This is a genomic window from Paraburkholderia xenovorans (genome assembly GCF_046030735.1).
Classification (GTDB): domain Bacteria; phylum Pseudomonadota; class Gammaproteobacteria; order Burkholderiales; family Burkholderiaceae; genus Paraburkholderia; species Paraburkholderia xenovorans_A.
This window is the reverse complement of sequence record NZ_JAQQBV010000016.1, coordinates 95,279-117,849: the sequence shown is the minus strand read 5'-3', so window position 1 is coordinate 117,849 and position 22,571 is coordinate 95,279. Positions and strand designations below refer to the sequence as shown.

The 22,571-nt window shown below is 61.7% G+C and carries 29 protein-coding genes and 1 tRNA gene; 7 read left to right on the top strand and 23 right to left on the bottom strand.

Features of this window, described 5'->3' with window-relative positions:
- Positions 1–31: 31 nt before the first annotated feature.
- Together PQQ51_RS17925 and PQQ51_RS17920 are read left to right on the top strand one after the other, a co-directional pair.
- Positions 32–673 carry a TetR/AcrR family transcriptional regulator gene (locus tag PQQ51_RS17925; protein WP_408498117.1) on the top strand — a complete coding sequence of 214 codons (642 nt, stop codon included), beginning with the start codon at positions 32–34 and terminating at the stop codon, positions 671–673.
- Between the two features lie 86 nt (positions 674–759).
- Positions 760–1,317: a DUF1415 domain-containing protein gene (locus PQQ51_RS17920; RefSeq protein ID WP_408498116.1), complete on the top strand. Its 558-nt coding sequence runs from the start codon at positions 760–762 to the stop codon at positions 1,315–1,317.
- Positions 1,318–1,379: 62 nt separating this feature from the next.
- On the opposite strand, the gene PQQ51_RS17915 is transcribed toward PQQ51_RS17920, so the two are convergent.
- The gene (locus tag PQQ51_RS17915) at positions 1,380–2,222 is read right to left on the bottom strand and encodes a class I SAM-dependent methyltransferase (RefSeq protein WP_408498115.1); all 843 of its coding nucleotides are present in this window, start codon (positions 2,220–2,222) and stop codon (positions 1,380–1,382) included.
- 384 nt (positions 2,223–2,606) lie between these two features.
- Here PQQ51_RS17915 and PQQ51_RS17910 point away from each other — a divergent pair, with 384 nt between their 5' ends.
- Both PQQ51_RS17910 and PQQ51_RS17905 read left to right on the top strand, forming a co-directional pair.
- Complete coding sequence (locus PQQ51_RS17910; protein WP_408498114.1) at positions 2,607–2,927, top strand: type II toxin-antitoxin system HicA family toxin; 321 nt, start codon at positions 2,607–2,609, stop codon at positions 2,925–2,927.
- A gap of 319 nt (positions 2,928–3,246) precedes the next feature.
- A complete protein-coding gene (locus tag PQQ51_RS17905) occupies positions 3,247–4,527 on the top strand; it encodes a TIGR03862 family flavoprotein (RefSeq protein ID WP_408498113.1) in 1,281 nt (426 codons plus the stop codon).
- A 66-nt stretch (positions 4,528–4,593) separates the two neighbouring features.
- On the opposite strand, the gene PQQ51_RS17900 is transcribed toward PQQ51_RS17905, so the two are convergent.
- Both PQQ51_RS17900 and PQQ51_RS17895 read right to left on the bottom strand, forming a co-directional pair.
- Positions 4,594–5,718: a methyltransferase gene (locus tag PQQ51_RS17900; protein WP_408498112.1), complete on the bottom strand. Its 1,125-nt coding sequence runs from the start codon at positions 5,716–5,718 to the stop codon at positions 4,594–4,596.
- Positions 5,719–5,987: 269 nt separating this feature from the next.
- Positions 5,988–6,626, bottom strand: coding sequence for an FMN-dependent NADH-azoreductase (locus PQQ51_RS17895; protein WP_408498111.1), 639 nt, complete (start codon positions 6,624–6,626; stop codon positions 5,988–5,990).
- Between the two features lie 96 nt (positions 6,627–6,722).
- Here PQQ51_RS17895 and PQQ51_RS17890 point away from each other — a divergent pair, with 96 nt between their 5' ends.
- On the top strand, positions 6,723–7,073 hold the full coding sequence (locus PQQ51_RS17890) for an ArsR/SmtB family transcription factor (protein ID WP_408498109.1): 351 nt from the start codon (positions 6,723–6,725) through the stop codon (positions 7,071–7,073).
- Positions 7,070–7,504 (top strand): SRPBCC family protein, encoded by a 435-nt coding sequence (locus tag PQQ51_RS17885; protein ID WP_408498108.1) that lies wholly within the window; start codon positions 7,070–7,072, stop codon positions 7,502–7,504. Before PQQ51_RS17890 ends, PQQ51_RS17885 begins: the two co-directional genes overlap by 4 nt.
- 88 nt (positions 7,505–7,592) lie before the next feature.
- Here PQQ51_RS17885 and PQQ51_RS17880 read toward each other — a convergent pair.
- The 7 genes from PQQ51_RS17880 to PQQ51_RS17850 form a co-directional block, all read right to left on the bottom strand.
- Positions 7,593–7,668: transfer RNA gene (locus tag PQQ51_RS17880), tRNA-Thr, on the bottom strand.
- Between the two features lie 19 nt (positions 7,669–7,687).
- Complete coding sequence (locus PQQ51_RS17875; protein WP_408498107.1) at positions 7,688–8,200, bottom strand: ClpXP protease specificity-enhancing factor; 513 nt, start codon at positions 8,198–8,200, stop codon at positions 7,688–7,690.
- A gap of 74 nt (positions 8,201–8,274) precedes the next feature.
- Positions 8,275–8,886 carry a glutathione S-transferase N-terminal domain-containing protein gene (locus PQQ51_RS17870; protein ID WP_006052302.1) on the bottom strand — a complete coding sequence of 204 codons (612 nt, stop codon included), beginning with the start codon at positions 8,884–8,886 and terminating at the stop codon, positions 8,275–8,277.
- A gap of 94 nt (positions 8,887–8,980) precedes the next feature.
- Positions 8,981–9,736, bottom strand: a complete 756-nt coding sequence (locus PQQ51_RS17865; protein ID WP_408498106.1) for a cytochrome c1 — start codon at positions 9,734–9,736, stop codon at positions 8,981–8,983.
- A 23-nt stretch (positions 9,737–9,759) separates the two neighbouring features.
- A complete protein-coding gene (locus tag PQQ51_RS17860; protein WP_408498105.1) occupies positions 9,760–11,139 on the bottom strand; it encodes a cytochrome b in 1,380 nt (459 codons plus the stop codon).
- Positions 11,139–11,759 carry a ubiquinol-cytochrome c reductase iron-sulfur subunit gene (petA, locus tag PQQ51_RS17855; RefSeq protein WP_408498104.1) on the bottom strand — a complete coding sequence of 207 codons (621 nt, stop codon included), beginning with the start codon at positions 11,757–11,759 and terminating at the stop codon, positions 11,139–11,141. The genes PQQ51_RS17860 and petA overlap by 1 nt, the downstream gene beginning before the upstream one ends.
- Positions 11,760–11,980: 221 nt before the next feature.
- Entirely contained in the window at positions 11,981–12,727 is a 747-nt protein-coding gene (locus PQQ51_RS17850; RefSeq protein WP_408498103.1) for a Nif3-like dinuclear metal center hexameric protein, read from the bottom strand.
- A 19-nt stretch (positions 12,728–12,746) separates the two neighbouring features.
- On the opposite strand from PQQ51_RS17850, the gene PQQ51_RS17845 reads away from it, so the two are divergent.
- On the top strand, positions 12,747–13,964 hold the full coding sequence (locus PQQ51_RS17845; RefSeq protein WP_408498102.1) for a Do family serine endopeptidase: 1,218 nt from the start codon (positions 12,747–12,749) through the stop codon (positions 13,962–13,964).
- Positions 13,965–14,077: 113 nt separating this feature from the next.
- Here PQQ51_RS17845 and tatC read toward each other — a convergent pair whose 3' ends face one another.
- From tatC to hisC, 13 genes are all read right to left on the bottom strand, one after another.
- A complete protein-coding gene (gene tatC / locus PQQ51_RS17840; RefSeq protein ID WP_408498101.1) occupies positions 14,078–14,857 on the bottom strand; it encodes a twin-arginine translocase subunit TatC in 780 nt (259 codons plus the stop codon).
- A 34-nt stretch (positions 14,858–14,891) separates the two neighbouring features.
- Entirely contained in the window at positions 14,892–15,413 is a 522-nt protein-coding gene (tatB, locus tag PQQ51_RS17835) for a Sec-independent protein translocase protein TatB (RefSeq protein ID WP_408498100.1), read from the bottom strand.
- Positions 15,414–15,452: 39 nt separating this feature from the next.
- Positions 15,453–15,692, bottom strand: a complete 240-nt coding sequence (tatA, locus tag PQQ51_RS17830; RefSeq protein ID WP_408498099.1) for a Sec-independent protein translocase subunit TatA — start codon at positions 15,690–15,692, stop codon at positions 15,453–15,455.
- Between the two features lie 231 nt (positions 15,693–15,923).
- Entirely contained in the window at positions 15,924–16,289 is a 366-nt protein-coding gene (locus PQQ51_RS17825; protein WP_408498098.1) for a histidine triad nucleotide-binding protein, read from the bottom strand.
- Positions 16,290–16,378: 89 nt separating this feature from the next.
- Positions 16,379–16,774: a DUF4870 family protein gene (locus tag PQQ51_RS17820; protein WP_408498097.1), complete on the bottom strand. Its 396-nt coding sequence runs from the start codon at positions 16,772–16,774 to the stop codon at positions 16,379–16,381.
- A gap of 92 nt (positions 16,775–16,866) precedes the next feature.
- Positions 16,867–17,241 (bottom strand): phosphoribosyl-ATP diphosphatase, encoded by a 375-nt coding sequence (locus PQQ51_RS17815; protein WP_408498096.1) that lies wholly within the window; start codon positions 17,239–17,241, stop codon positions 16,867–16,869.
- Positions 17,238–17,648 carry a phosphoribosyl-AMP cyclohydrolase gene (hisI, locus tag PQQ51_RS17810; protein WP_408498095.1) on the bottom strand — a complete coding sequence of 137 codons (411 nt, stop codon included), beginning with the start codon at positions 17,646–17,648 and terminating at the stop codon, positions 17,238–17,240. Before hisI ends, PQQ51_RS17815 begins: the two co-directional genes overlap by 4 nt.
- 1 nt (position 17,649) lies before the next feature.
- Entirely contained in the window at positions 17,650–18,423 is a 774-nt protein-coding gene (hisF, locus tag PQQ51_RS17805; protein ID WP_408498094.1) for an imidazole glycerol phosphate synthase subunit HisF, read from the bottom strand.
- Positions 18,424–18,567: 144 nt separating this feature from the next.
- Positions 18,568–19,320: a 1-(5-phosphoribosyl)-5-[(5-phosphoribosylamino)methylideneamino]imidazole-4-carboxamide isomerase gene (gene hisA, locus PQQ51_RS17800; protein ID WP_042329166.1), complete on the bottom strand. Its 753-nt coding sequence runs from the start codon at positions 19,318–19,320 to the stop codon at positions 18,568–18,570.
- Between the two features lie 136 nt (positions 19,321–19,456).
- Positions 19,457–20,098: an imidazole glycerol phosphate synthase subunit HisH gene (gene hisH / locus PQQ51_RS17795; RefSeq protein ID WP_408498093.1), complete on the bottom strand. Its 642-nt coding sequence runs from the start codon at positions 20,096–20,098 to the stop codon at positions 19,457–19,459.
- Positions 20,095–20,715: a YchE family NAAT transporter gene (locus PQQ51_RS17790; RefSeq protein WP_408498092.1), complete on the bottom strand. Its 621-nt coding sequence runs from the start codon at positions 20,713–20,715 to the stop codon at positions 20,095–20,097. Before PQQ51_RS17790 ends, hisH begins: the two co-directional genes overlap by 4 nt.
- 114 nt (positions 20,716–20,829) lie before the next feature.
- Positions 20,830–21,417 carry an imidazoleglycerol-phosphate dehydratase HisB gene (gene hisB, locus PQQ51_RS17785; protein WP_408498090.1) on the bottom strand — a complete coding sequence of 196 codons (588 nt, stop codon included), beginning with the start codon at positions 21,415–21,417 and terminating at the stop codon, positions 20,830–20,832.
- 81 nt (positions 21,418–21,498) lie between these two features.
- Positions 21,499–22,569 carry a histidinol-phosphate transaminase gene (gene hisC, locus PQQ51_RS17780; protein ID WP_408498089.1) on the bottom strand — a complete coding sequence of 357 codons (1,071 nt, stop codon included), beginning with the start codon at positions 22,567–22,569 and terminating at the stop codon, positions 21,499–21,501.
- Between the last annotated feature and the right edge of the window lie 2 nt (positions 22,570–22,571).

Here is a 22,571-nt window from a genome sequence, read left to right as displayed (position 1 = left end):
TCAAGGCATCAAATCAAATCAGGTGGAATCCATGTCCGATAGCGAAACTCTCAAGCCCGCCGTGGCGCGGCGCGCGCGCGGTACGCCCACGGCGGGCGCGCAGGCGCAGCAACATCTGCTGCACGCGGCGGCGGAGCTGTTCTATCGCGAAGGTGTGCGGGCCGTCGGCGTGGATGCGGTGGTGGAGCGCGCGGGCGTGAACAAGATGAGCCTGTACCGGCAGTTCTCATCGAAAGACGAATTGGTGATGGCCTATCTCGTGCGCAAGGACGAGCAGTTTTTCGGCTACGTCGAACGAAGCTTCGCAAAACATCCGGGCGAGCCGGCGAGGCAGCTCCAGCAGTATTTCGACGACCTGGCCGTGCGTGCGTCCGTCGACGACTACCGCGGCTGTCCGTTCGTGAACGTTTCAGTGGAGTTTCCCGACGCGGCGCATCCGACGCGTCAGTTCGTGTTCCGCAACAAGGAGCGGCTGTTGGCCCGGCTGCTCGAATTGAGCACCGCGGCCGGCGCTGATGATCCAGAAGCGCTGGCCAACGGGCTGGGCTTGCTGATCGAAGGCGTGTACGCAGCCAGCCAGACCTACGGCCCCGGTTGCGGGCCGATTCTCGCCGCACCGAAGCTGGCTGCGCAGTTGATCGCCGCGGCGTGCAGCAAAGCGGCTGCCGTGTGAGGTTTCGCCAAGCCGCACGCGGCTTGGCCTTCGCCCACGCCGGTAGAATGGCGCTTTCTTTCATTGCCGCCTGATTGCCGCTTGCCATGTCGTCTTCGCCCGCCGAATCCCATGAGTCCGTCATCGCCGCCACCCGTCATTGGCTGACGCAAGCGGTGATCGGGCTCAACCTGTGTCCGTTTGCGAAAGCGGTGCACGTGAAGAATCAGATCCGCTACGCGGTCAGCGACGCAACGAACATGGAAGCGGTGTTAGCCGATCTCGAAACCGAGATCCAGGCGCTGGTCGCGACCGATTCCGATCAGGTGGACACGACGCTGCTCATTATTCCGCGGGCACTCGGCGATTTTCTCGACTATAACGATTGCCTGTTTTTCGCCGACCGGCTTATCAAGCAGCTTCGCGTGGAAGGCGTCATTCAGATCGCCAGTTTTCATCCGCAATATCAATTCGAAGACAGCGAACCGGACGATATCGAGAACTATACGAATCGCGCGCCTTATCCGATTTTTCATTTACTGCGCGAAGACAGTATTGAGCGCGCGGTTGAAGCTTTTCCGGACGCGGAAGATATTTATGGGCGCAATCAGGCGACATTGCGCCGGATCGGCCTGAAAGGCTGGAATGAACTGATGAAGAAGTAAGGGGCTCGGCGGCGGCGGCGGCCGGCCAGAAGCCGAATGCCAAACCGCCCCCGCACGCCCAATCACGCCGCCACGAAAAACCGCTCTTTCAATTCCTCGATGCCGAGCGTCTCCATCACCTCATTGAGCCGCTCAGCCGGCCGGCGACGCGGCAAGTCCTTGTACTGAGCGATGATCAGTTCATTCTTCATCGAATGCTCCCATCCGACCAGTTCGGTCACGCTCACCTGATAGCCATGCGCTTCCAGTTGCAGACACCGCAGCACATTGGTGATCTGACTGCCGAATTCGCGGGTATGCAGCGGATGCCGCCAGATTTCGGTCAACGCATTACCCAGCGACTTACTCTTGTTCTGGCGTAAAACCCCCGCGACTTCAGCCTGACAACACGGCACCACCACGATGTATTTCGCGCGCTTTTCCAAAGCGAAGCGAATCGCGTCGTCGGTTGCGGTATTGCACGCGTGCAGCGCCGTCACGATATCGATCTCCGCCGGCAACCGCTCGGACGTAATCGACTCCGCCACCGACAAATTCAGAAACGACATCCCCGTAAAACCCAGTCGCGTGGCGAGTTCTTCGGACTTCGTCACGAGGTCTTCGCGCGTTTCAATGCCGTAAATGTGCGACGCCCCACCAGCGGCGTCCTGAAACGCCTTGAAGAAAAGGTCATACAGGATAAAACCTAGATATGACTTGCCCGCGCCGTGATCGATCAGCGTCACGTCGCCCTGCTTGTCCTTGAGCTCTTTGAGCAGCGGCTCGATGAACTGGAACAGGTGATAGACCTGCTTGAGCTTGCGGCGGCTGTCCTGATTCATCTTGCCGTCGCGCGTGAGGATGTGGAGCTCTTTTAATAACTCGACGGATTGGTTCGGACGGATTTCGTGGGTTTTGCTGGACATCGTGTAAACCGCCATCAATCGCAGCGCGAACGTGCGACAGGTGACGGAAAAAGAGGAAAGTTGCTGCCAGTTTACCCAAACCGCAGCCCGCTCACCTGGGGAGCTGCGCGCAAGGCGCCTGAAACACCGCAAACCTGGAACACTTCCTGCTCAAAAAGCGTTGCGGGGACGTGTCGAGGACAGCGGTAGCAGCAGCTTGCGTGCCGGACCGCCCGATGGCGTAGGCCGGCGACACATAACAACAGGCTGGCGGCCGTGACGTCGATCACGCGAACCGGATGTATGTGGGGAGGACGGGCCCGGAACACAGGCCCAACGTTACGTAACCAGCAGCGCGCCGAGACCTCAAGCGGACGCGCGCCAGGAAAATAGAAAGAGGCGGCAATGGATACGATACCCAACGGAAACGTCGAACAGAAGTTTCAGGAAATGCTGGCAAAGCTCACGGCCACCCCCGCGTGGACGGAAAAGCAGCAACTCGAACTGGAGATGGCGCGCGACATCTCCACCGAAATGCTGCGCCTCGCCGAAGTGATGCGCGACGGCAGCGTCGATATGGAAACCTGCCTGACGATGCTCAAGTACGCGAAAGTGCTCGACTTCGTGATGACGACGCTTGCGTCGCGCCGCGACATCAAACCGCAAACCTTGCGGGTGATTTTCAAGCTGGCAGGCCTGAAGGTCGACGAGGCTTATCCCGGTTGACGGGACTCCCTCTGCGAACCGTGCCGGGACCGGTGAGGGTGGGTCAAACTGCCTGCGCCGGCCAGCGAATTGCTCTTTTGCATGAGTGAAGTTTTTGCGTTCGCGGCGCCCTGGTTGGCACAGTGTCATATGCCATCGCGGCGGACATAGCGCACCTAGCGCACCGTCGTATCTCTCCTGATGCAGCCCAGCCGCATTGCCACGCTGCCACGCGTTTGCCCTGCGCTCCCGCCAGTGTGAAAATAGCGGCCTTCGCGCCGCCCGCCCGTCTGTCCCGGCTTCGGCGGACGCGCCGCCTCTCCCTCACTCGCAGGACCGCATGTCAATCTCCCTGGAATCCGCTCGCGTCGCTGTCATTGGTGGCGGCCCCGCCGGTCTGATGGCCGCCGAGGCGCTGGCCGGCCAGCGCGTGCAGGTCGACGTCTACGACGCGATGCCGTCGGTCGGACGCAAATTCCTGATGGCGGGCAAAGGCGGCATGAACATCACGCATTCGGAGCCGCTCGAGCCGTTTCTCGACCGCTACGGCGCGCGCCGTCCGCAGATCGCGCCGCTGCTCGACGCATTTGGGCCGGACGCGTTGCGGGCGTGGTTGCACGCACTCGGCGTCGAAACCTTCGTCGGCAGTTCAGGCCGCGTTTTTCCGACCGACATGAAGGCCGCGCCGATGCTGCGTGCGTGGTTGCATCGGTTGAGGGAAGCCGGCGTGGGCTTTCACATGCGGCACAAGTGGACGGGTTGGACCGACGACGCCAATAACGGCTCAGGCCAAGGCCATGCGTTGTGTTTCGACACGCCCGACGGTGCGAAAACGGTGACCTGCGACGCAGTCGTGTTCGCTTTAGGCGGCGCAAGCTGGCCGCGGCTCGGTTCGGATGCCGCCTGGTTGCCGCTGATGACTGGCCGCGACGTTTCCGTGGCGCCGCTGCGCCCTGCGAACTGCGGCTTCGACGCAGACTGGAGCCCCTATCTGCGCGAGCGTTTCGCAGGCCAGCCGGTCAAGCCGGTCGCCATCACGCTCACCGATATAGACGAAAAAGTCCACAATAGACAAGGTGAAATACTTCTGACCGAAACCGGTCTTGAAGGCAGCCTGATTTATGCATTGTCGGCGGCGATCCGGGAGCGAATTCTGGCCGACGGCGATCTGACCATCGCGCTGGATCTGACGCCAGGCTTGAGTTTGGAGCGGGTGATCGCGGAAGTGACACGGCCGCGCGGCTCACGCTCGATGGCGAGTCATCTGCACGGCCGAATCGGAGTTGGTGGCGTAAAACTCGCGTTGTTGCACGAGATTCTGTCGAAGGAAGCGTTCGCCGATGCAAACGCGCTCGCCCACGCGATCAAAGCGCTGCCCGTGCGCCTCACCCGCGCCCGTCCGATCGCCGAAGCGATCAGCACGGCCGGCGGCATTGCGTTCGAAGCGCTCGATCAGCACCTGATGATCGAGCATTTACCCGGCGTGTTCTGCGCGGGCGAGATGCTCGATTGGGAAGCGCCGACAGGCGGCTATCTGCTCACCGCCTGCTTCGCGAGCGGCCTCGCGGCAGGACGTGGCGCTTTCAGGTATCTGCAGACGCGCGCTGCGGCAGCGGGCTGACACGCTCGTTCTGCGCTCCTGCTCAGACGTGATTGCGTCGTCGAACGAGCAGAGCGCCAAGGACTTTTAAGCCGGCTTGAGACGCCACAGCGACGTCAATTCCGCGATCCGGGCGGTGTGCAACGCGTCGGTTTCGTCCGTCGACTTCGGATGGCGCGGACGAATGTCCTCGCGCGCCACCACCGTCAACCCTGCTTGTTTGATTGCCTCCAGCAGCCACTCGCGCGTGCGCAAACCGAGATGTTCGGCGAAGTCCGACATGATCAGCCACCCTTCGCCGCCCGGCGACAGATGTTCGGCCAGGCCGTTCAAAAAGCCCAGCAACATACGGCTTTCCGGATCGTAGATCGCGTATTCGATTGCCGATGCGGGCCGCGCCGGCACCCACGGCGGATTGCACACGACCAGCGGCGCGCGGCCTTCCGGGAACAGATCCGCTTGCACGAGTTCGATCTGCGGTTCGTAGCCGAGACGCGCGATGTTCTCGCGCGCGCATGCGAGCGCTCGCGGGTCCTGGTCGGTCGCGACGATTTTCTTCACGCCGCGTTTGGCCAGCAGCGCGGCCAACACGCCGGTGCCCGTGCCGATGTCGAACGCTTTGTTTAACGAAGGCAGCGGCGTGCGCGCGACCAGATCCACATACTCGCCGCGCACAGGCGAGAACACGCCGTAATGCGGATGGATGCGATCGCCGAGCGCCGGAATCTCGACGCCTTTCTTGCGCCACTCATGCGCGCCGATCAGACCGAGCAGTTCGCGCAGCGACACGACCGACGGTTCGTCGGCGGACGGCCCATAGGTTTCGATGCACGCCTGCTGCACTTCGGGCGCGCGGCGCAGTGGAATGCCGTATGCGGCATCGAGCGGAATCAGGATCATGCCGAGCGTGCGGGCGCGTTGCGACTGCGCCTGACGATGCAGGTTGAACGCGTCGATCGGCGTCTCGCCCTGCTTGCGCGGTTTGCGCTCGAGGCGGCGTGTGACCGCCTGCAACAGTTGTCGAGCGTTCTGGAAGTCGCCGTTCCACAGCAACGCGGTGCCTTCACAAGCCAGACGATAGGCGGAATCGGCGGTCGTGCGGTCATCCGCGACGACGACGCGCTTCGGCGGGGGCACCGCGGCTTCGGAGCGCCAACGTGCGGTACGGGGGCCGTCGGCTTCGGGCCAGGTGATGGTTGCGGAGCTGGTCATGATGAGGTGGGGTCTGTGTTGCGGAAGGGACGCGGTGAATCGCCGCGTCGTGGGGGCATTGCCCGCCGGAGGCTGATTGCGGTGCCGACTGACGCCCGAATAGTACCTCTGTCGTTGTGGTTCGCGGTGCGGTATTCGAGGGTGAGTGCGGTTGAAGGTCCGCTGTGCCGTGCTTTTACGCTGGTTTTTATGCTCGACTTGGACTTAAAAGTCCACAATCGACAAGGTGAAAGAGATCCGGTGAAAATGGACCGTTTCGGCGCCTCACCTCACACCGAAGAAGGGCCGTTGGCGGCCTGCCGCACCGCCTCGACATGAGGCGCGAGGAATACCCCTCGTTCGACCGTGCCGTTGAGTACGCCCACTGCCCGATCGGCGGTCACAAAACTCAGATCCTCCACGCCCAGATATCCAAACAGCTTCCGCAACCACGGCTCGACAAAATTCAATGTCGCGCTCCCGGACCCTGTCGGATAACTCGCCCCTGCCGCGATCACAAACGTTGCGCGCTTGCCGCCCAACATGCCGCGCGGGCCCAAAGCCGTCGCCTCCACCGTCTCGCCTTGTCGCACGATGTGATCCACCCACAGCTTGAAACTCGACGACGGCCCCCAATTGTGCATCGGCACGCCGATCACATATTCGTCCGCACGCCGCAATTCGGTCGTCAATGCAGTCGACAACGCAAGGACGTCGCGCTGCTGCGGGGTCCTCCTCTCCGTCGGCGTGAAATTGGCGGCGGTCCATGTCGCATCGATCACCGGAATCGCCGTGCAGGCAAGATCACGGTAAAGCACTTCGCCATCCGCGCGCTCATCCAGCCAGCTGCGCGCGAACTCATGGGTGAGCCGCCGTGAAATCGAGGCCTCGCCCATGGGACTCGAGTCGATATGCAGTAGTGTTCTCATCGCGTTTCTCCCGAAAAGGTGGGATGATATTACTCAACCACATGGTTGATTGTCAACCTTATGGTTGAATGTTGTCCGTCAATGAGCACGCTCGATATGACCCAATCCGATCCTTCCGCAGAGCGGCTGGACGCCGTGTTCGGCGCGCTAGCCGACCCCACCCGCCGTTCGATTCTCGAACGGCTGCGCGGCGGCAGTCTGACCGTCTCCGCGCTGGCCGAGCCTTACGGCGTTAGCCTCAACGCGGTGTCGAAACATATCAAAACGCTGGAGAAAGCCGGATTGATCCGGCGCGAGATCCGCGGCCGCGAACATGCGTGCGAACTCGACGCTGCCCGCCTGGCGGAAGCATCTACCTGGCTCGATTACTACGCTGAATTCTGGAGCGGCCGGATCGACGCGCTCGAAAAACATCTGGGCAACAGACGCACACGGGGCAATCCGTGAGCGGTCAGACAGTGCGCGTGAGCAAGCTGCTCGCGGCGTCGTGCGACGAGGTGTTCGACGCGTGGCTCGATCCGGACGGCATGCGCGAATGGATGCTGCCTGGCACCGTCAAGCATTGCGACGTGATGCTGGAGCCGCACGTCGGCGGACGGTTTCACATCTTTATGAAATCGGCAGGAGCCGACTATGTGCACAGCGGTGAGTACCGCGTACTCGAACGACCGTCGAAACTGGCGTTCACGTGGGTGTCGTCGAGAATGGATCGGCAGGAAACGCTCGTGACCATCGAGCTATTCGAACGCGGTGAGCGGCAATGCGAACTCGTGCTGACGCACGAACGCGTGCCGGCCGATCATTCAGCTAAGGGCTTGGGCGTGGGGTGGAATCAGATGCTGGAGAAGCTGGGGAAACGGTTGGGGGTCAGGGCGTAATCAGGTCGATCCTGACGCAACACCGCAAAAAGAAAACCCCGCCGAGCCTTGCGCTGACGGGGTTTCCGGGTACGACGGTGAAGCAAACTGGTGCCGGCTGCAGGACTCGAACCCGCCACCTCATGATTACAAGTCAAGCGCTCTACCTGATGAGCTAAGCCGGCATGAGGCCGTGATTCTACTTCATTTCACTATCTTAAGGCGAGCCCTTCCGCCGCCTTTCGAGCCGTCGTCGTCGGGCGGCGGCCCGTCGGACGGGTTGTCCGCTTTTGCCGCTGCGGCATCCACTGCCGGCGACGATTCAACCGCGCGCGGTGCAGCCGGCGGTTCGGTCTCGTCAGCGGGTTCCGCGTCCGCACCCGAATCAAGCGCCTCACCGCCCGCCGATTCGACCGGGAACGCCATCCCCTGGCCGTTTTCCCGCGCGTAAATCGCGAGAATATTGGCGATCGGCACTTCGATCTTGTGCGACTTGCCGGAGAAACGCGCGCTGAACTCGATCCACTCGTTGCCCATCTGCAACTGGCTGGTCGCCTCGAAGCTGATGTTCAACACGATCTCGTTATCGCGCACGAACTGACGCGGCACCCGCGTCTGATTGTCGACCCGGACCGCGATGTGCGGCGTATAGCCGTTATCGGTGCACCACTCGTAGAGCGCGCGCAGCAGATAGGGCTTGGTGGAAATCTCTTGCATCAACAGTCCTCTTGCCGGATGCGGACGGCCGCTCGAAACAGTGCCGGCGCGCCGCCCTCACCCTAAAGCCAAACTCAACGACGCATCACCTTTTCCGAAGGCGTCAGCGCTTCGATATAAGCCGGGCGGCTGAAAATGCGCTCGGCGTACTTCATCAGCGGTGCGGCGTTCTTCGACAGCTCGATGCCGTAGTGATCCAGACGCCACAAGAGCGGCGCGATCGCGACGTCGAGCATCGAAAACTCTTCGCCGAGCATGTACTTGTTCTTCAGGAAGATCGGCGCGAGCTGCGTCAGACGATCGCGGATCGCGAGGCGTGCCTTTTCGTGGTTCTTCTCGGCGGCCTTGCCCTTTTCGTTTTCCAGGGTGCCGACGTGGACGAACAGTTCCTTTTCGAAGTTCAGCAGGAACAGGCGGGCGCGCGCGCGCTGAACCGGATCGGCCGGCATCAGTTGCGGGTGCGGGAAGCGCTCGTCGATATATTCGTTGATGATGTTCGATTCGTACAGAATCAGGTCCCGTTCGACCAGAATCGGCACCTGACCGTACGGATTCATCACGGCGATGTCTTCCGGCTTGTTAAACAGGTCGACGTCGCGGATCTCGAAGTCCATGCCCTTTTCGAACAACACCAGCCGGCAGCGCTGGGAGAACGGGCAAGTTGTGCCGGAATACAGAACCATCATGTTTACGTTTCCTCAAAAAGCTGAAAGGCCAGCGCGCGGAAAAACCGTACCGCAGGTTTTTCCTGGCGCCGGCCCCACGCCGGTGACAGCGTGATTATTTGATATGTTTCCAGTACGCGGCGTTCAATCGCCAGGCGAAAAAGCTCAGGACGCCGAGGAACAGCAGCACCCACACGCCAAGCTGTTTGCGGGTTTTCTGCGTCGGTTCGGACATCCATGACAGGTACGACACCAGGTCGGCCACAGCAGAATCATAATCTACTGGCGACATCGTCCCTGGCGTCAGCTGCTGGTAGCCGACAAATTTATGCACCGTTTCGCCTGATTTTTCGTCGACTTCCTCTCCGAACTTCGCGGTGCGTTGCCCCTGAAGCTGCCACAGCACATGAGGCATGCTCACGTTTTCATACACCAGATTGTTCCAGCCGGTAGGCCGCGTATCGTCGCGATAGAAGCTGCGCAGATACGTGTACAGCCAGTCCTTGCCGCGCGCCCGCGCTTCCACCGACAAATCCGGCGGACTCGCGCCGAACCACGCTTTCGCGTCGTCCGGGCGCATCGCCACGGTCATGGTGTTGCCGACTTTGTCCGTGGTGAACAGCAGATTCGCCTGAATCTCGTTCGGCGTAATGCCGAGGTCGGTCAGCCGGTTGTAGCGCATCAGGTTCGCGCTGTGGCAATTCAGGCAGTAGTTTACAAACAATTGCGCGCCGTGCTGCAAAGAAGCGAAATTCTCCGCGTTATCGGGCGCGCGGTCGAGATGCACGTTCTCTTGCGCTCGCACCGGACCGGCCGCGAGCGCAAGCAGTGTCGCGCCGATCAGCGCGCACGTCGAAAGCAGTTTTTTCATTGTCGTGTTCTCCTGGCTCGCGATTAGTGAGGCTTGAACCGCACCCGTTCAGGCGGCTGCCTGAACGTGCCAAGCCGCGTCCAGACCGGCATGCCGAGGAAAAACGCGAAATAGATCAGCGCGCACACCTGTGCGATCAACGTCGAGACCGGCGACGGCGGTTTGGTGCCGAGGAAGCCCAACGTCAGGAAAGCGAGCACGAAGATCCCGTAGAACACCTTGTGAAAAAACGGCCGGTAGCGGATCGACTTCACCGGCGACCGGTCGAGCCACGGCAGGAAGAACAGCGAAATCACCGCGCCGCCCATCACGACCACGCCCCAGAACTTCGACTCGGTGAAGGCCATCGCGAGAATCACCAGCACCGCGAGCACCGGCAAGCCGATCTTCCACTTGCCGCGCGCGCGCACCAGCGCGACGAGCCCGAGCAGCCCGATGATCACCATCAGCACGATCTTGAAGGGATCGGTGGTGGCGCGCAGCATCGCGTAGAACGCCGTGAAGTACCAGACCGGCGCGATTTCCGGCGGCGTCTGCAACGGATTGGCCGGCACGAAGTTGTTCGCTTCGAGGAAATAGCCGCCCATCTCCGGCGCGAAGAAAATGATCGCCGCGAAGATCAGCAGAAACACCGTCACGCCCATGAAATCGTGCACTGAGTAGTACGGATGGAACGGGATGCCGTCGAGCGGAATACCGTCCGGGCCCTTCTTCGCCTTGATTTCGATGCCGTCCGGATTGTTCGACCCGACCTCGTGCAGCGCCACCAGGTGAGCGACCACGAGGCCCACCAGCACGAGCGGAATCGCGATGACGTGAAACGCGAAAAAGCGGTTCAGCGTGACATCCGACACGACGTAATCGCCGCGAATCCACAACGACAGATCCGGCCCGATGAACGGAATCGCCGAGAACAGGTTCACGATCACCTGCGCGCCCCAGAACGACATCTGGCCCCACGGCAGCAGATAGCCGAAGAACGCTTCGGCCATCAGGCACAGGAAAATCGCGCAGCCGAAGATCCACACCAGTTCGCGCGGCTTGCGATACGAGCCGTACAGCAGCCCGCGAAACATATGCAGATACACGACGACGAAAAACATCGACGCACCCGTGGAATGCATATAGCGGATCAGCCAGCCCCACGGCACCTCGCGCATGATGTACTCGACCGACGCGAACGCAAGCGTCGCGTCGGGCTTGTAGTTCATCGTGAGGAAAATGCCGGTGACGATCTGATTGACCAGCACCAGCAGCGCGAGCGAACCGAAGAAGTACCAGAAGTTGAAGTTCTTCGGCGCGTAGTACTCGGATACGTGCTTCTTCCAGGTCGAGGTCAGCGGAAAGCGTCGATCGATCCAGCCGACCAGCCCGGTCGTCTCCACTTCGTGTTCGATCGCCATTACGCTTCTCCTTTCTCGTCCTTGCCGATCACGAGGCCGGTGGCCGACGTGAACATGTAAGGCGGGACGTCCAGATTCTGCGGTGCGGGTTTGTTCTTGAAGACGCGGCCGGCCATGTCGTAGGTCGAGCCGTGGCAAGGGCACAGGAAGCCGCCGGGCCAGTCGTCCGGAAGATTGGGCTGCGCGCCCTCCTGGAAGCGCGGCGTCGGCGTGCAGCCCAGGTGGGTGCAGACGGCGACGGCGACGAAAAGGTTCTTGTGGTCGGCGCGCGAGCGGAATTCGTTGTTGCAGTACTCCGGCAACGGCATCGAAAAAGGATTTTTGGTGTGGGGATCCGCTACTTCGTTATCGGCTTTCTGGACATCGGCGAGCATTCTGTCGGTGCGGTTGATGATCCACACCGGCTTGCCGCGCCAGGCGACGGTTTTCATGTCGCCGGGCTTGAGATCGCTAATATCGACTTCGACCGGGGCGCCTGCTGCCTTGGCCTTTTCAGATGGTGCAAACGAACTAACAAAGGGTATAACGGTGGCCACGCCTCCCAGGCCACCCGCTGCGGTCGTCGCTATCAGCCAGGTACGGCGGCTGCCGTCGACGCGTTCATCTTCCTTGTCTCGCATTACACGCCCCACTTCTGAGTTGGATTTTTCCTTCACGTCGCTTCTACCGCCGCTAGTTTGCGCGAATGGAGTCGCCATTTACAAGGGCCGATTGCCAAAAACCGTGCGAAGCCCTTGATAAGTCAGGGTTTCTCCGTACGAATCGCAAACTTTTTCGCACCTCCTTTTAAGTGCTCCCTTCGTTATTCATCCCTTTTTCTTCATTAATACCGATTCGCAATTCAAACGGGATTAGGGATATCGATAAACAGGTGTTCGATATCGAATTGCCCGGACAGATGCTTGCCCACCGCCTGCACGCCGAAGCGCTCCGTCGCGTGATGGCCGGCCGCGAGAAACGCAACGCCGCTCTCCGCCGACGTATGCATCACCGACTCCGACACCTCGCCGGTCAGATAGACGTCCGCGCCGGCGTTGATCGCTGCGTCGAACATGCCTTGCGCGGCGCCAGTGCACCAGCCGACCCGGCGCAACTCGCGCTCGGGGTCGCCGAACACGAGCGGCGTGCGGCCGAGCGTCTGTTCGATCTCGGCGGTGAAGTGCTCGAGCGTGATCGGCATCGGGAAGGTGGCGAGCCAGCCGAGGTCGTTCTCGCCGAAGCGCGCATCGCTGATCCAGCCCATCTTCTGGCCGATTTGCGCGTTGTTGCCGAACTCGGGATGGTCGTCGAGCGGCAGGTGATACGCGAACAGGTTCAGATCGTTGCCGATCAGCAGCTTCAGACGCGCATGTTTGCGGCCGGTGATTTGCGGCGCCTCGTTGCGCCAGAAGTAGCCGTGATGGACCAGCACGGCGTCCGCGCCCCAGTCGAGCGCGGCTTCCAGGAAGGCCGCCGAAGCGGTCACGCCAGTCGCGAGCTTATTGATCCGGCGCCGCCCTTCCACCTGCAATCCATTGGGGCAATAGTCCTTGAAGCGCGCGGTTTGCAGAAGATTGTTCAAGTACAATTCAAGTTCGATCCGATCCATATAAACCTCCAGTCTTCAGATGCTTAGACGCTTTTGGCTGTTCTTTGCCCAAGCGGTGACCGTGCTGTTGGCGCTGATGTTCATCATCGCGACCCTCAAACCGCAGTGGCTCCAGCGTCAAGGGCAATTCGGCAAACAGCTTGCCGAACCAATCGTCGCCCTTCGGGAAGTGGCGCCAGGCATCGGCAGCGGGCCCGCACAAGCGTCTTATGCGGACGCCGCGCAAAAGGCCATGCCTGCGGTCGTCAACGTGTTCTCCAGCAAGGATGGCTCACTGCCGCCGGACCCGCGCGCCAAAGATCCGCTGTTCCGCTACTTTTTCGGCGACAAGAACCGCAAGCAGCAGGAGCAACCGGCTTCGAATCTGGGCTCCGGGGTGATAGTGAGTTCGGAAGGTTACATTCTAACGAACCAGCACGTCGTGGACGGCGCCGATCAGATCGAAATCGCGCTGGCCGATGGTCGCACCACCACCGCGAAGGTGATTGGTGTGGATCCGGAAACGGATCTCGCGGTGTTGAAGGTCAACATGACCAATCTGCCCACCATCACGCTCGGCCGCATGGACCAGACGCGCGTGGGCGACGTGGTGCTCGCGATCGGCAATCCGTTCGGCGTCGGCCAGACGGTGACGATGGGCATCGTCAGCGCGCTCGGGCGCAATCACCTCGGCATCAACACGTTTGAAAACTTCATCCAGACCGACGCGGCGATCAACCCGGGCAACTCGGGCGGCGCGCTGGTCGACGTGAACGGCAATCTGCTCGGCATCAACACCGCGATCTATTCGCGTTCGGGCGGCTCGCTCGGCATCGGCTTCGCGATTCCGGTGTCGACGGCGAGAAGCGTGCTGGAGAGCATCATCACGACCGGCACGGTCACGCGCGGCTGGATCGGCGTCGAACCGCAGGACGTCACGCCGGAAATCGCCGAATCGTTCGGGCTCGAGCAGAAATCGGGGGCGATCGTCGCGGGTGTGCTGAAGAACGGGCCGGCCGACCGCGCCGGGATCAAACCGGGCGACATTCTGGTGAGCGTGAACGGCCAGGAGATCACCGACACCACGCGTCTGTTGAACGTGATCGCGCAGATCAAGCCGGGGACGGCGGCGAAGGTGCATCTGGTGCGCAAGGGCCGCGAGATCGATCTGGACGTGACCATCGGCAGGCGGCCGCCGCCGCCCAGGCAACCGGCGGACGATAGCGGTGGGGATCAGCAGGATGATGATGGGGGTTGATCTTTAGCTTCAGCCGTCCCGCTAGATAAAAAAGGGCAGTCCGTCACGGACTGCCCTTTTTGTTTGCATTGACTCTTTTGAACTAGCGCAATTGGATGCGAGTGCGCCTTAAATCACTCCGCCGAACTCGCCTCCTCCACCACCGCCGGCTGCTTGCCGACAATCAACCGCGCCGCAATAATCCCCGCCTCATAGAGCACGATCAGCGGAATCGCCAGAATCAGTTGCGAGAAAACGTCCGGCGGCGTCACCACAGCCGAAATCACGAATGCACCGACGATCACATACGGACGAATCTCCCTCAGCTTCTTGATCGTCAACACATTCATGCGAACCAGCAACACGACGACGATCGGCACTTCGAACGTCACGCCAAACGCGATGAACATGGTGAGCACGAAGCTCAGATAATTGTCGATGTCGGTGGTCATTTCCGCGCCGAGCGGCGCGTTGTAATGCGCCATCACGCGGAAGATGGTCGGAAACACCACGAAGTACGCAAACGCCATCCCGCACAGAAACAGCGTGTAACTGCTGCCGACCAGCGGCCCGACCAGCTTCTTCTCATGCTGATAAAGCCCCGGCGCGACGAACGCCCAGATCTGGTACAGCACGATCGGCAACGCGATCACAAAGGCGACCAGCATGGTCACCTTCATCGGCACGAAGAACGAGCCGGTCACGTCGGTGACGATCATCTTGCCGTCCTTCGGCAAGTTCTGCATCAACGGACGCGCCAGCAGCCGGAAGATGTCCGGCGCCCAATACACGAGTCCGATGAACACCACGATGACGGCCAGGCCCGCGCGGATGATGCGGTCGCGCAATTCAACGAGGTGGGAAATGAAGGTCTCTTCAGTGCCTTCGTCCTGGGTTTGCTGGGGGTCGCTCACACCGGCCCTCGGTAAGAGATTGTCGTTCTGATCATCAGAAGAACCGCGTCGGACGACGCAGCGTGGCCGGCGTATGACGCGCCACGCGGGCAGCGCCCGACTGCACGCGCGTGCGGCGCGCAGTGGCACGTTTATACCAGGTGGGCATGGCTGCTTGCTTGACGCGCCAGTTCTTGCGCTTCGGACCGGAAGCCGGCGTGCTGGTCTGCCACGACGAATTGCCGGCGTCTTCGAGCGCGCCGCCGCCCGCAATACTCGGCGACACCGACGTGCCGCTGTTCCACGCGTCGTTCAGCTCGGTTTCATGCTTGCGCAGATTGTCCTGAACCGAAGTTTCGACGTTGCTGGCAGCCGACTCGAACTCGGTTTTCATCCGCTTCAGTTCGTCGAGTTCGATCTCGCGCGTCACTTCGGCTTTGACGTCGTTGATATACCGCTGCGCGCGGCCGAACAACGCGCCGGCCGTACGGGCGACGCGTGGCAGGCGCTCAGGCCCGAGTACGACCAGCGCGACGACGCCGATCAGCGCCATCTTGGTTAGACCGAGGTCCAGCATGAAGTGGAATGTCCGTCAGTAACGCGGGTAAGCCGCGGCTTAGCGGTAATCGCCGGAACGCGGCGCCTTTTCCTTCGCATCCACATCCACCGCGCCGTTGCGCGGCAGCTCGCGCTGTTGCGCTTCGGCTGCCGGCGTTTCGGCTTCCTTCATACCTTCCTTGAAGCCCTTCACCGCGCCACCCAGGTCGCCGCCGATGTTGCGCAGCTTCTTCGTGCCGAACACGAGCGCCACGATCAGCAACACGATCAGCCAATGCCAAATGCTCAACGAACCCATGACTACTCTCCTTAACCCCGATACCGCAACGTGATGCGGCGAAACTCTTGCGCCTTGCGGCGTGAAGCGAAGCGCGGACGCTCCATCTATACGTTACCGCGGGCCCTTCCGATTCAACCCGCGAGAAGGCATGTCATTGTGACGAGCCGATCGCGTCGCTGAAATTACAGTGCTGTAAATACAACGGCTGCGCGATGTTCGCCGCGAGCCGATCTGCTACCGGCCCGCTTATCAACCCATGCGCTGCCAAGGTCGCGGACCCGCCAGAATATGCGCGTGAACGTGATACACCTCTTGGCCGCCGCCCGGCCCCGTGTTGATCACCGTGCGAAAGCCGGTTTCGCCGCCGGTAAACGCCACACCTAATTGCTCAGCCAGACGCGCTACCAGGACAAGCATTCTACCAAGCAGCGGCGCATCGCTTTCGGTGCAATTGGACAGCGTCGCAATGTGCTTGCGCGGAATCACCAGCACGTGCGTTTCGGCCGCCGGACGAATGTCGCGGAAGGCGACGAACTCTTCGTCTTCGTGGACTTTCGTCGACGGGATCTCGCCGGCGGCGATCTTGCAGAAAAGGCAGTTCGGGTCGTGGCTCATCGTATTCCTGACGCGGTATGGCTAACGTTCAAAGCAGATGCAAAACAGGCACAAAGCGCGCGACAGTGAAACGAGCGAAGCGACTCGGATCAGAACCAGCCACGCGGATTCGCGAACGGCTTGTTATCGTACAGATACAGCCAGCCCTTGATAATACGGTACAACATCCAGATGCTGACGGCCCACAGAATCGGAATGCCGATCACGACGAACAGCAGCACGCCGCCGATCGCATAACCCAGCAGCGCCATCCAGAACGAGCGGATCTGCCACTCGAAATGCGCTTCGTAAGGCGTGCCCACCACATCGGACCGCTTCACGTAATTGATGATGATCGCGATCAGTATCGTCAGACCACCGGTCAACCAGTGCACCGCGTAAAGCGCATATAGCACATGAGTGAGCGTGCGCAGGCTGCGCTCCCGCTCCGGTTCCATGGCGTTGCGATAAACCGGCGGCGGATAACTGTCGTGCGACTGTTCCATGCTTGCGTCCTCCAGAGGATGCGTCGGATGTATTCAGTGCAATGTGGGTCCCGGCCTGCGCCGCTTCAAGACGGGGCGCATCAATCTCGCAATCAGTCGCCGTTCTGTTCGCGTTCGCGGCTCTTGCGCAGCGCCTTTTCCTCGATCCCCGACATGCCTTCGCGACGCTCGAGTTCGGCGAGAACGTCAGCGGGGCTCAGATCGAAGTGCGACAGCATCACGAGGCAATGGAACCACAGGTCCGCCACTTCGCCGACCAGATCCTGCGGCGCGCCGCCGTGGCGTGTGTCTTTCGCGGCCAGCACGACTTCGGTCGCTTCTTCGCCGATCTTTTTCAGGATCGCGTCGTCGCCCTTGTGGAACAGGCGCGATACATACGAAAGGTCCGGGTCGCCGCCCTTGCGGCTGTCGATGATCGCGGCGAGGCGCAGCAGCGTGTCGCCGGTGGATTGCGTGGATTGCGTCATTTGTAGATGTGTTCGGGGTCTTTCAGTACGGGATCGACGGCGATCCAGTCGCCATCTTCCACCGAGCCTTCGAATTTCTGGAAAAAGCACGAGTGACGGCCGGTGTGGCATGCAATGCCCGACACCTGCTCGACCTTCAGCAGCACGATGTCTTCGTCGCAATCGAGGCGCACTTCGTGCACATGCTGCACGTGGCCGGACTCTTCGCCCTTGAACCACAGGCGCTGGCGCGAACGCGAAAAATACACCGCGCGGCCGGTTTCCACCGTCTTTGCCAATGCTTCGCGATTCATCCACGCGAACATCAGTACGTCGTTGGTCGACGCTTCCTGCGCGATCACCGGCACAAGGCCGTTCGCGTCCCAGTTGACCTTGTCCAGCCAGCTCACTGCCGAGGGATTCACCACGTTACAACCTCACCGAAATGCCTTGATCTGCCATGAAACGCTTGGCCTCGCCCACCGTGTGCTCGCCGTAGTGGAAAATGCTGGCGGCCAGCACCGCGTCGGCGTGACCGTCTTTGATGCCGTCGGCCAGATGCTGCAGCGAACCGACGCCGCCCGATGCGATCACCGGAATCGGCACCGCGTCGGACACCGCGCGGGTAAGCGCTAGGTCGAAGCCGCTCTTGGTGCCGTCGCGGTCCATGCTGGTCAGCAGGATTTCGCCCGCGCCGAGTTCGGCCATCTTGCGCGCCCATTCGACCGCTTCGAGGCCGGTGGCCTTGCGCCCGCCATGCGTGAACACTTCCCAGCGCGGCGGCTCGCCGTCCGCGGAGACGCGCTTCGCGTCGATCGCGACGACGATGCATTGCGAGCCGTATTTGTCCGTCGCGTCGCGCACGAGCTGCGGATTCGCAACCGCCGACGAGTTCATGCTGATCTTGTCCGCGCCCGCATTGAGGAGGCGCCGCACGTCTTCGACCGCGCGCACGCCGCCGCCGACTGTGAGCGGAATGAACACCTGCGACGCGACCGCCTCGATGATCGGCAGGATCAGGTCGCGCTGGTCGGACGTGGCGGTGATGTCGAGGAAGGTGAGTTCGTCGGCGCCCTGATCGTCGTAGCGGCGGGCGATTTCGACCGGGTCGCCCGCATCGCGCAGTTCGACGAAGTTGACGCCCTTGACCACGCGTCCAGCCGTGACGTCGAGACAGGGGATGATGCGTTTAGCTAGAGCCATGAGCTTGCAATTCTGCCAATACCGCTGATGAAGCCGCTCGTCCAACCCTTCACGAGCGGCATTGTGCCGGGGCGGTTTGCCGCGCCGGCGGAGACGACGCTCCGGGTGCGCCGGATTTCAGACGTCGAGCCCGGACGCCGAACCTCAGGCGTCGTCGGATTCGCGCAGACGGTCCGCGAGGGTTTGTGCCGCCGCGAAGTCCAGATCGCCCGAATAGATCGCGCGGCCGCAGATCACGCCTTCGATCCCTTCGTCCTCGACTTCGCACAACGATTCGATGTCCGCGAGATTCGACAGGCCGCCGCTCGCGATCACCGGAATCTTCACTGCGCGCGCGAGGCGCACCGTCGCTTCGATGTTGATGCCTTGCAGCATCCCGTCGCGGCCGATGTCGGTATAGATGATCGATTCGCAGCCGTAGTCTTCGAACTTGCGCGCGAGATCGGCCACTTCGTGACCGGTCAGCTTGCTCCAGCCGTCGGTTGCGACCTTGCCGTCTTTCGCATCCAGCCCGACGATGATGTGGCCGCCGAACGCCGTGCAGGCGTCTTGCAGGAAGCCCGGATTCTTGACCGCCGCAGTGCCGATGATTACGTACGACAGGCCGTCGTCCAGATAGCGTTCGATCGTGTTCAGATCGCGGATGCCGCCGCCCAGCTGGACGGGAATCTCGCCGCCGACTTCCTCGATGATCGCGCGGATCGCGTCTTCGTTCTTCGGCTTGCCGGCGAACGCGCCATTCAGGTCGACAAGATGCAGGCGACGGGCACCGCGGTCGACCCAATGCCGGGCCATCGCCGCCGGTTCCTCGGAGAATATCGTCGCCTGGTCCATATCGCCCTGTTTGAGGCGTACACACTGACCGTCTTTCAGGTCGATGGCGGGAATCAGCAGCATAGCAATCGGGTGTTGTCTGGGAGAGGGTTGAGGGTCGGCGGCAGCGGCTGGAGAGCCAGCCCGCCGTCACGCCGTTTCGCTAGTTTAGTACAACTCTTTCGGCGCCCTTGCGTAGCGCGATGGGACGAAAAGGCGTTCACGGGTTCCAGTGGACGAAGTTGCGATACACGCGCAGCCCCGCTTCGGCGCTCTTTTCCGGGTGAAATTGGGTCGCGAAGATGTTATCCCGCGCCACCGCCGAGGTAAAGGGCACACCGTACACCGTTTCGCCCGAGGTATGGGCGGCATTGTCCGGCACGACGTAATAGCTATGCACGAAATAGAAGAACGCGTTGTCGGCGACACCGTCCCACAGCGGATGCGGTTGCGCCTGACGCACGCGGTTCCAGCCCATCTGCGGGACCTTGAAGCGCGAGCCGTCGTCCTGCACCTGGCCTTCGAGGTCGAAGCGCAGCACCTTGCCCGGCAACAGCCCGAGGCCCGGCGTCGCGCCCTCGGCGCTCCAGTCGAACAGCATCTGCTCGCCAACGCACACGCCCATGAGCGGCTTGCTGCGCGAGGCTTCGATGACCGCTTCCTGCAAGCCCGATTCGGCCAGACTGCGCATGCAGTCGGGCATCGCGCCCTGGCCGGGCAATACGACGCGGTCGGCCGAGCGGATCGCCTCGGGCCGGTCGACGATCGCCACGTCCGCTTCCGGCGCGGCCTTGCGCAATGCCTGGGCGACCGAACGCAGGTTGCCCATTCCGTAATCCACAATCGCTATCGAAGTTTTCATTTCAAGTTAGGCAACAATGCCTTCAATCCATCGACGATGAACTCCACCGCCAGCGCCGATAACATCAAACCCATGAGCCGCGTGCCGATGTTGATACCCGTGCGACCCACCCAACGGGCAATCGGTTCGGCCAGACGCAGTGAAAAAAAGCAGATCGCCGCCAGCACCGCACCGATCGCGACGAGGCTCAAGCGGTCGTACCAATGCCGTGAGCCGGCCGCGTAAATGATCGTCGTGCTGATCGCGCCGGGGCCGGTCAGCAGCGGAATCGCCAGCGGTACGACCGCGATGTTGTCCTTCTGCTCGGCTTCGTGGCGCTCTTCCGGCGTCGAGCGGCTGTTGCCGATCTGCGCATTCAGCATGTTGATCGCCATCAGCAGCATGATGATGCCGCCGCCCACTTCGAGCGAGCCGACCGAAATGCCGAAGAAGCTGATGATCTGCTGTCCGAGCAGCGTGGTCACCGCGATTACGCAAAACACCGAAATCGCCGCGATCCGAATGGTTCTACGCCGCTCCTGGTCGCCCTGATGGGCCGTCAGGCTCATGAAGAACGGGATCGCGCCGACCGGATTGATCAGCGCCAGCAGCGAAATAAACGACTTCAGAATGTCCATTGCATACCGGCGCGCGAGCGCAGCCGGCCGTGGTCCTGAATCTGGTGAGCGGGCGAAATTGAGTCGAACGGCGGGCTGCCCGGCGCACTCGTCACCGGGCCGGCGCGCGAACGCTCAAAGGCTGCCCTTGGTCGACGGGATCTGCCCCGCCGCGCGTTCGTCCAGTTCGACGGCCATGCGGATCGCCCGCCCGAACGCCTTGAACACCGTTTCCATCTGATGATGGGCGTTCAGGCCGCGCAGGTTGTCGATATGCAGCGTGACGCCGGCATGGTTCACGAAGCCGCGGAAAAATTCGATGGACAGATCGACGTCGAACGTGCCGATGCGCGCGCGCGTGAACGGCACATGGAATTCGAGACCCGGACGGCCGGAAAAGTCGATCACGACGCGCGACAGCGCCTCGTCGAGCGGCACATACGCATGACCGTAGCGGCGGATGCCCTTTCTGTCGCCAATGGCCTTCGCCACGGCCTGGCCGAGCGTGATGCCGACGTCTTCGACCGTATGATGGTCGTCGATTTCGAGGTCGCCATGAGCTTCGATGTCGAGGTCGATCAAGCCATGCCGGGCAATCTGGTCGAGCATGTGGTCCAGAAACGGCACGCCGGTGGCCAGCTTCTGCTGACCGGTGCCGTCCAGATCGATCTTCACACGGATCTGCGTTTCGCTGGTGTTGCGAACGACTTCCGCAAGGCGCATGGTAATTCCTCGAATCTAGCTAGAAAGCGATAGTAATGTGGGGTGGAGAAACGGCGCGTGGCCGTTCATTCGGTACGTCGTTCAGTGCAGCACGAGTTTAAGTCCGGCGAGCAACTGGTCGTTTTCTTCGGGCGAACCGACGGTCAAACGCACGCAATTGGCCAGCAGTGGATGCATTTTACTCACGTTTTTGATCAAAACCCCTGCGGTGAGCAGCGTTTCGAACGTCACGGCGGCATCCGGCACCCGCACCAGCAGAAAGTTGCCGGCGCTCGGGAACACTTCGACGCCCGGCAAAGCAGCCACTGCATGGGCCAGTTTCGTGCGCTCCACGCGCAACTGGGCGGCCTGCGCGTCGAGCACGTCAACGTGATCCAGCAGGAAATCCGCGGCCGCCTGGGTCAGCACGTTCACGTTGTACGGCGGCCGCACCTTGTCGAATTCGGTCAACCACGCGGGCTTGCCGGCCAGATAGCCGAGACGGATGCCGGCGAGTCCGAGCTTGGAGACCGTGCGCATCACGACGACGTTGTCGAACGCGTCGGCGCGCGGCAACCAGCTTTGCTGCGCGAACGGCTGGTAGGCCTCGTCGATCACCACCAGGCTTCTGTTCGCCGCGGCGATGATGCGCTCCATGTCGGCATTGTCGTACAGCGTGCCGGTGGGATTGTTCGGATACGCGAGGTAGACGATCGCCGGCTCGTGTTCGGCGATCGCGGCAAGCATCGCTTCGGTGTCGAGCGTGAAATCGGCCTTCAACGGCACGCCGACGAACTCCAGATTCGCCAGTTTCGCCGACAACTGGTACATCACGAAGCCCGGCACCGGCGCAAGCACCTTCGCGCCCGGCTTCGCGCACGCCATCGACACCATGCTGATGATTTCATCCGAGCCGTTGCCGAGCAGCACGTCGCAGCCGGCCGGCACGCCCATCACGCGCTTGATCTTTTCGATCAACGCTTCCGGGCGCGGCGCCGGATAACGGTTCAGCGCGACGCCCGCGAGATGTTCGCCCAGATGCGCGGCAAGCTCCGGCGGCAGCGGAAACGGATTTTCCATCGCGTCGAGCTTGATATAGCCCGAAGCGTCCGGAACCGGATAGCTCGTCATCGCGAGCACGTCGCGGCGGATGATGTCTTGAGGTGTCGTCATAA

Bases quoted from the DNA above. Each gene is read 5' to 3' on its own strand.
- PQQ51_RS17925 (WP_408498117.1), top strand. From the start codon at position 32: ATGTCCGATAGCGAAACTCTCAAGCCCGCCGTGGCGCGGCGCGCGCGC.
- PQQ51_RS17920 (WP_408498116.1), top strand. From the start codon at position 760: ATGTCGTCTTCGCCCGCCGAATCCCATGAGTCCGTCATCGCCGCCACC.
- PQQ51_RS17915 (WP_408498115.1), bottom strand. From the start codon at position 2,222: ATGTCCAGCAAAACCCACGAAATCCGTCCGAACCAATCCGTCGAGTTA.
- PQQ51_RS17910 (WP_408498114.1), top strand. From the start codon at position 2,607: ATGGATACGATACCCAACGGAAACGTCGAACAGAAGTTTCAGGAAATG.
- PQQ51_RS17905 (WP_408498113.1), top strand. From the start codon at position 3,247: ATGTCAATCTCCCTGGAATCCGCTCGCGTCGCTGTCATTGGTGGCGGC.
- PQQ51_RS17900 (WP_408498112.1), bottom strand. From the start codon at position 5,718: ATGACCAGCTCCGCAACCATCACCTGGCCCGAAGCCGACGGCCCCCGT.
- PQQ51_RS17895 (WP_408498111.1), bottom strand. From the start codon at position 6,626: ATGAGAACACTACTGCATATCGACTCGAGTCCCATGGGCGAGGCCTCG.
- PQQ51_RS17890 (WP_408498109.1), top strand. From the start codon at position 6,723: ATGACCCAATCCGATCCTTCCGCAGAGCGGCTGGACGCCGTGTTCGGC.
- PQQ51_RS17875 (WP_408498107.1), bottom strand. From the start codon at position 8,200: ATGCAAGAGATTTCCACCAAGCCCTATCTGCTGCGCGCGCTCTACGAG.
- PQQ51_RS17870 (WP_006052302.1), bottom strand. From the start codon at position 8,886: ATGATGGTTCTGTATTCCGGCACAACTTGCCCGTTCTCCCAGCGCTGC.
- PQQ51_RS17865 (WP_408498106.1), bottom strand. From the start codon at position 9,736: ATGAAAAAACTGCTTTCGACGTGCGCGCTGATCGGCGCGACACTGCTT.
- PQQ51_RS17860 (WP_408498105.1), bottom strand. From the start codon at position 11,139: ATGGCGATCGAACACGAAGTGGAGACGACCGGGCTGGTCGGCTGGATC.
- petA (WP_408498104.1), bottom strand. From the start codon at position 11,759: ATGCGAGACAAGGAAGATGAACGCGTCGACGGCAGCCGCCGTACCTGG.
- PQQ51_RS17850 (WP_408498103.1), bottom strand. From the start codon at position 12,727: ATGGATCGGATCGAACTTGAATTGTACTTGAACAATCTTCTGCAAACC.
- PQQ51_RS17845 (WP_408498102.1), top strand. From the start codon at position 12,747: ATGCTTAGACGCTTTTGGCTGTTCTTTGCCCAAGCGGTGACCGTGCTG.
- tatB (WP_408498100.1), bottom strand. From the start codon at position 15,413: ATGCTGGACCTCGGTCTAACCAAGATGGCGCTGATCGGCGTCGTCGCG.
- tatA (WP_408498099.1), bottom strand. From the start codon at position 15,692: ATGGGTTCGTTGAGCATTTGGCATTGGCTGATCGTGTTGCTGATCGTG.
- PQQ51_RS17825 (WP_408498098.1), bottom strand. From the start codon at position 16,289: ATGAGCCACGACCCGAACTGCCTTTTCTGCAAGATCGCCGCCGGCGAG.
- PQQ51_RS17820 (WP_408498097.1), bottom strand. From the start codon at position 16,774: ATGGAACAGTCGCACGACAGTTATCCGCCGCCGGTTTATCGCAACGCC.
- PQQ51_RS17815 (WP_408498096.1), bottom strand. From the start codon at position 17,241: ATGACGCAATCCACGCAATCCACCGGCGACACGCTGCTGCGCCTCGCC.
- hisF (WP_408498094.1), bottom strand. From the start codon at position 18,423: ATGGCTCTAGCTAAACGCATCATCCCCTGTCTCGACGTCACGGCTGGA.
- hisA (WP_042329166.1), bottom strand. From the start codon at position 19,320: ATGCTGCTGATTCCCGCCATCGACCTGAAAGACGGTCAGTGTGTACGC.
- hisH (WP_408498093.1), bottom strand. From the start codon at position 20,098: ATGAAAACTTCGATAGCGATTGTGGATTACGGAATGGGCAACCTGCGT.
- PQQ51_RS17790 (WP_408498092.1), bottom strand. From the start codon at position 20,715: ATGGACATTCTGAAGTCGTTTATTTCGCTGCTGGCGCTGATCAATCCG.
- hisB (WP_408498090.1), bottom strand. From the start codon at position 21,417: ATGCGCCTTGCGGAAGTCGTTCGCAACACCAGCGAAACGCAGATCCGT.
- hisC (WP_408498089.1), bottom strand. From the start codon at position 22,569: ATGACGACACCTCAAGACATCATCCGCCGCGACGTGCTCGCGATGACG.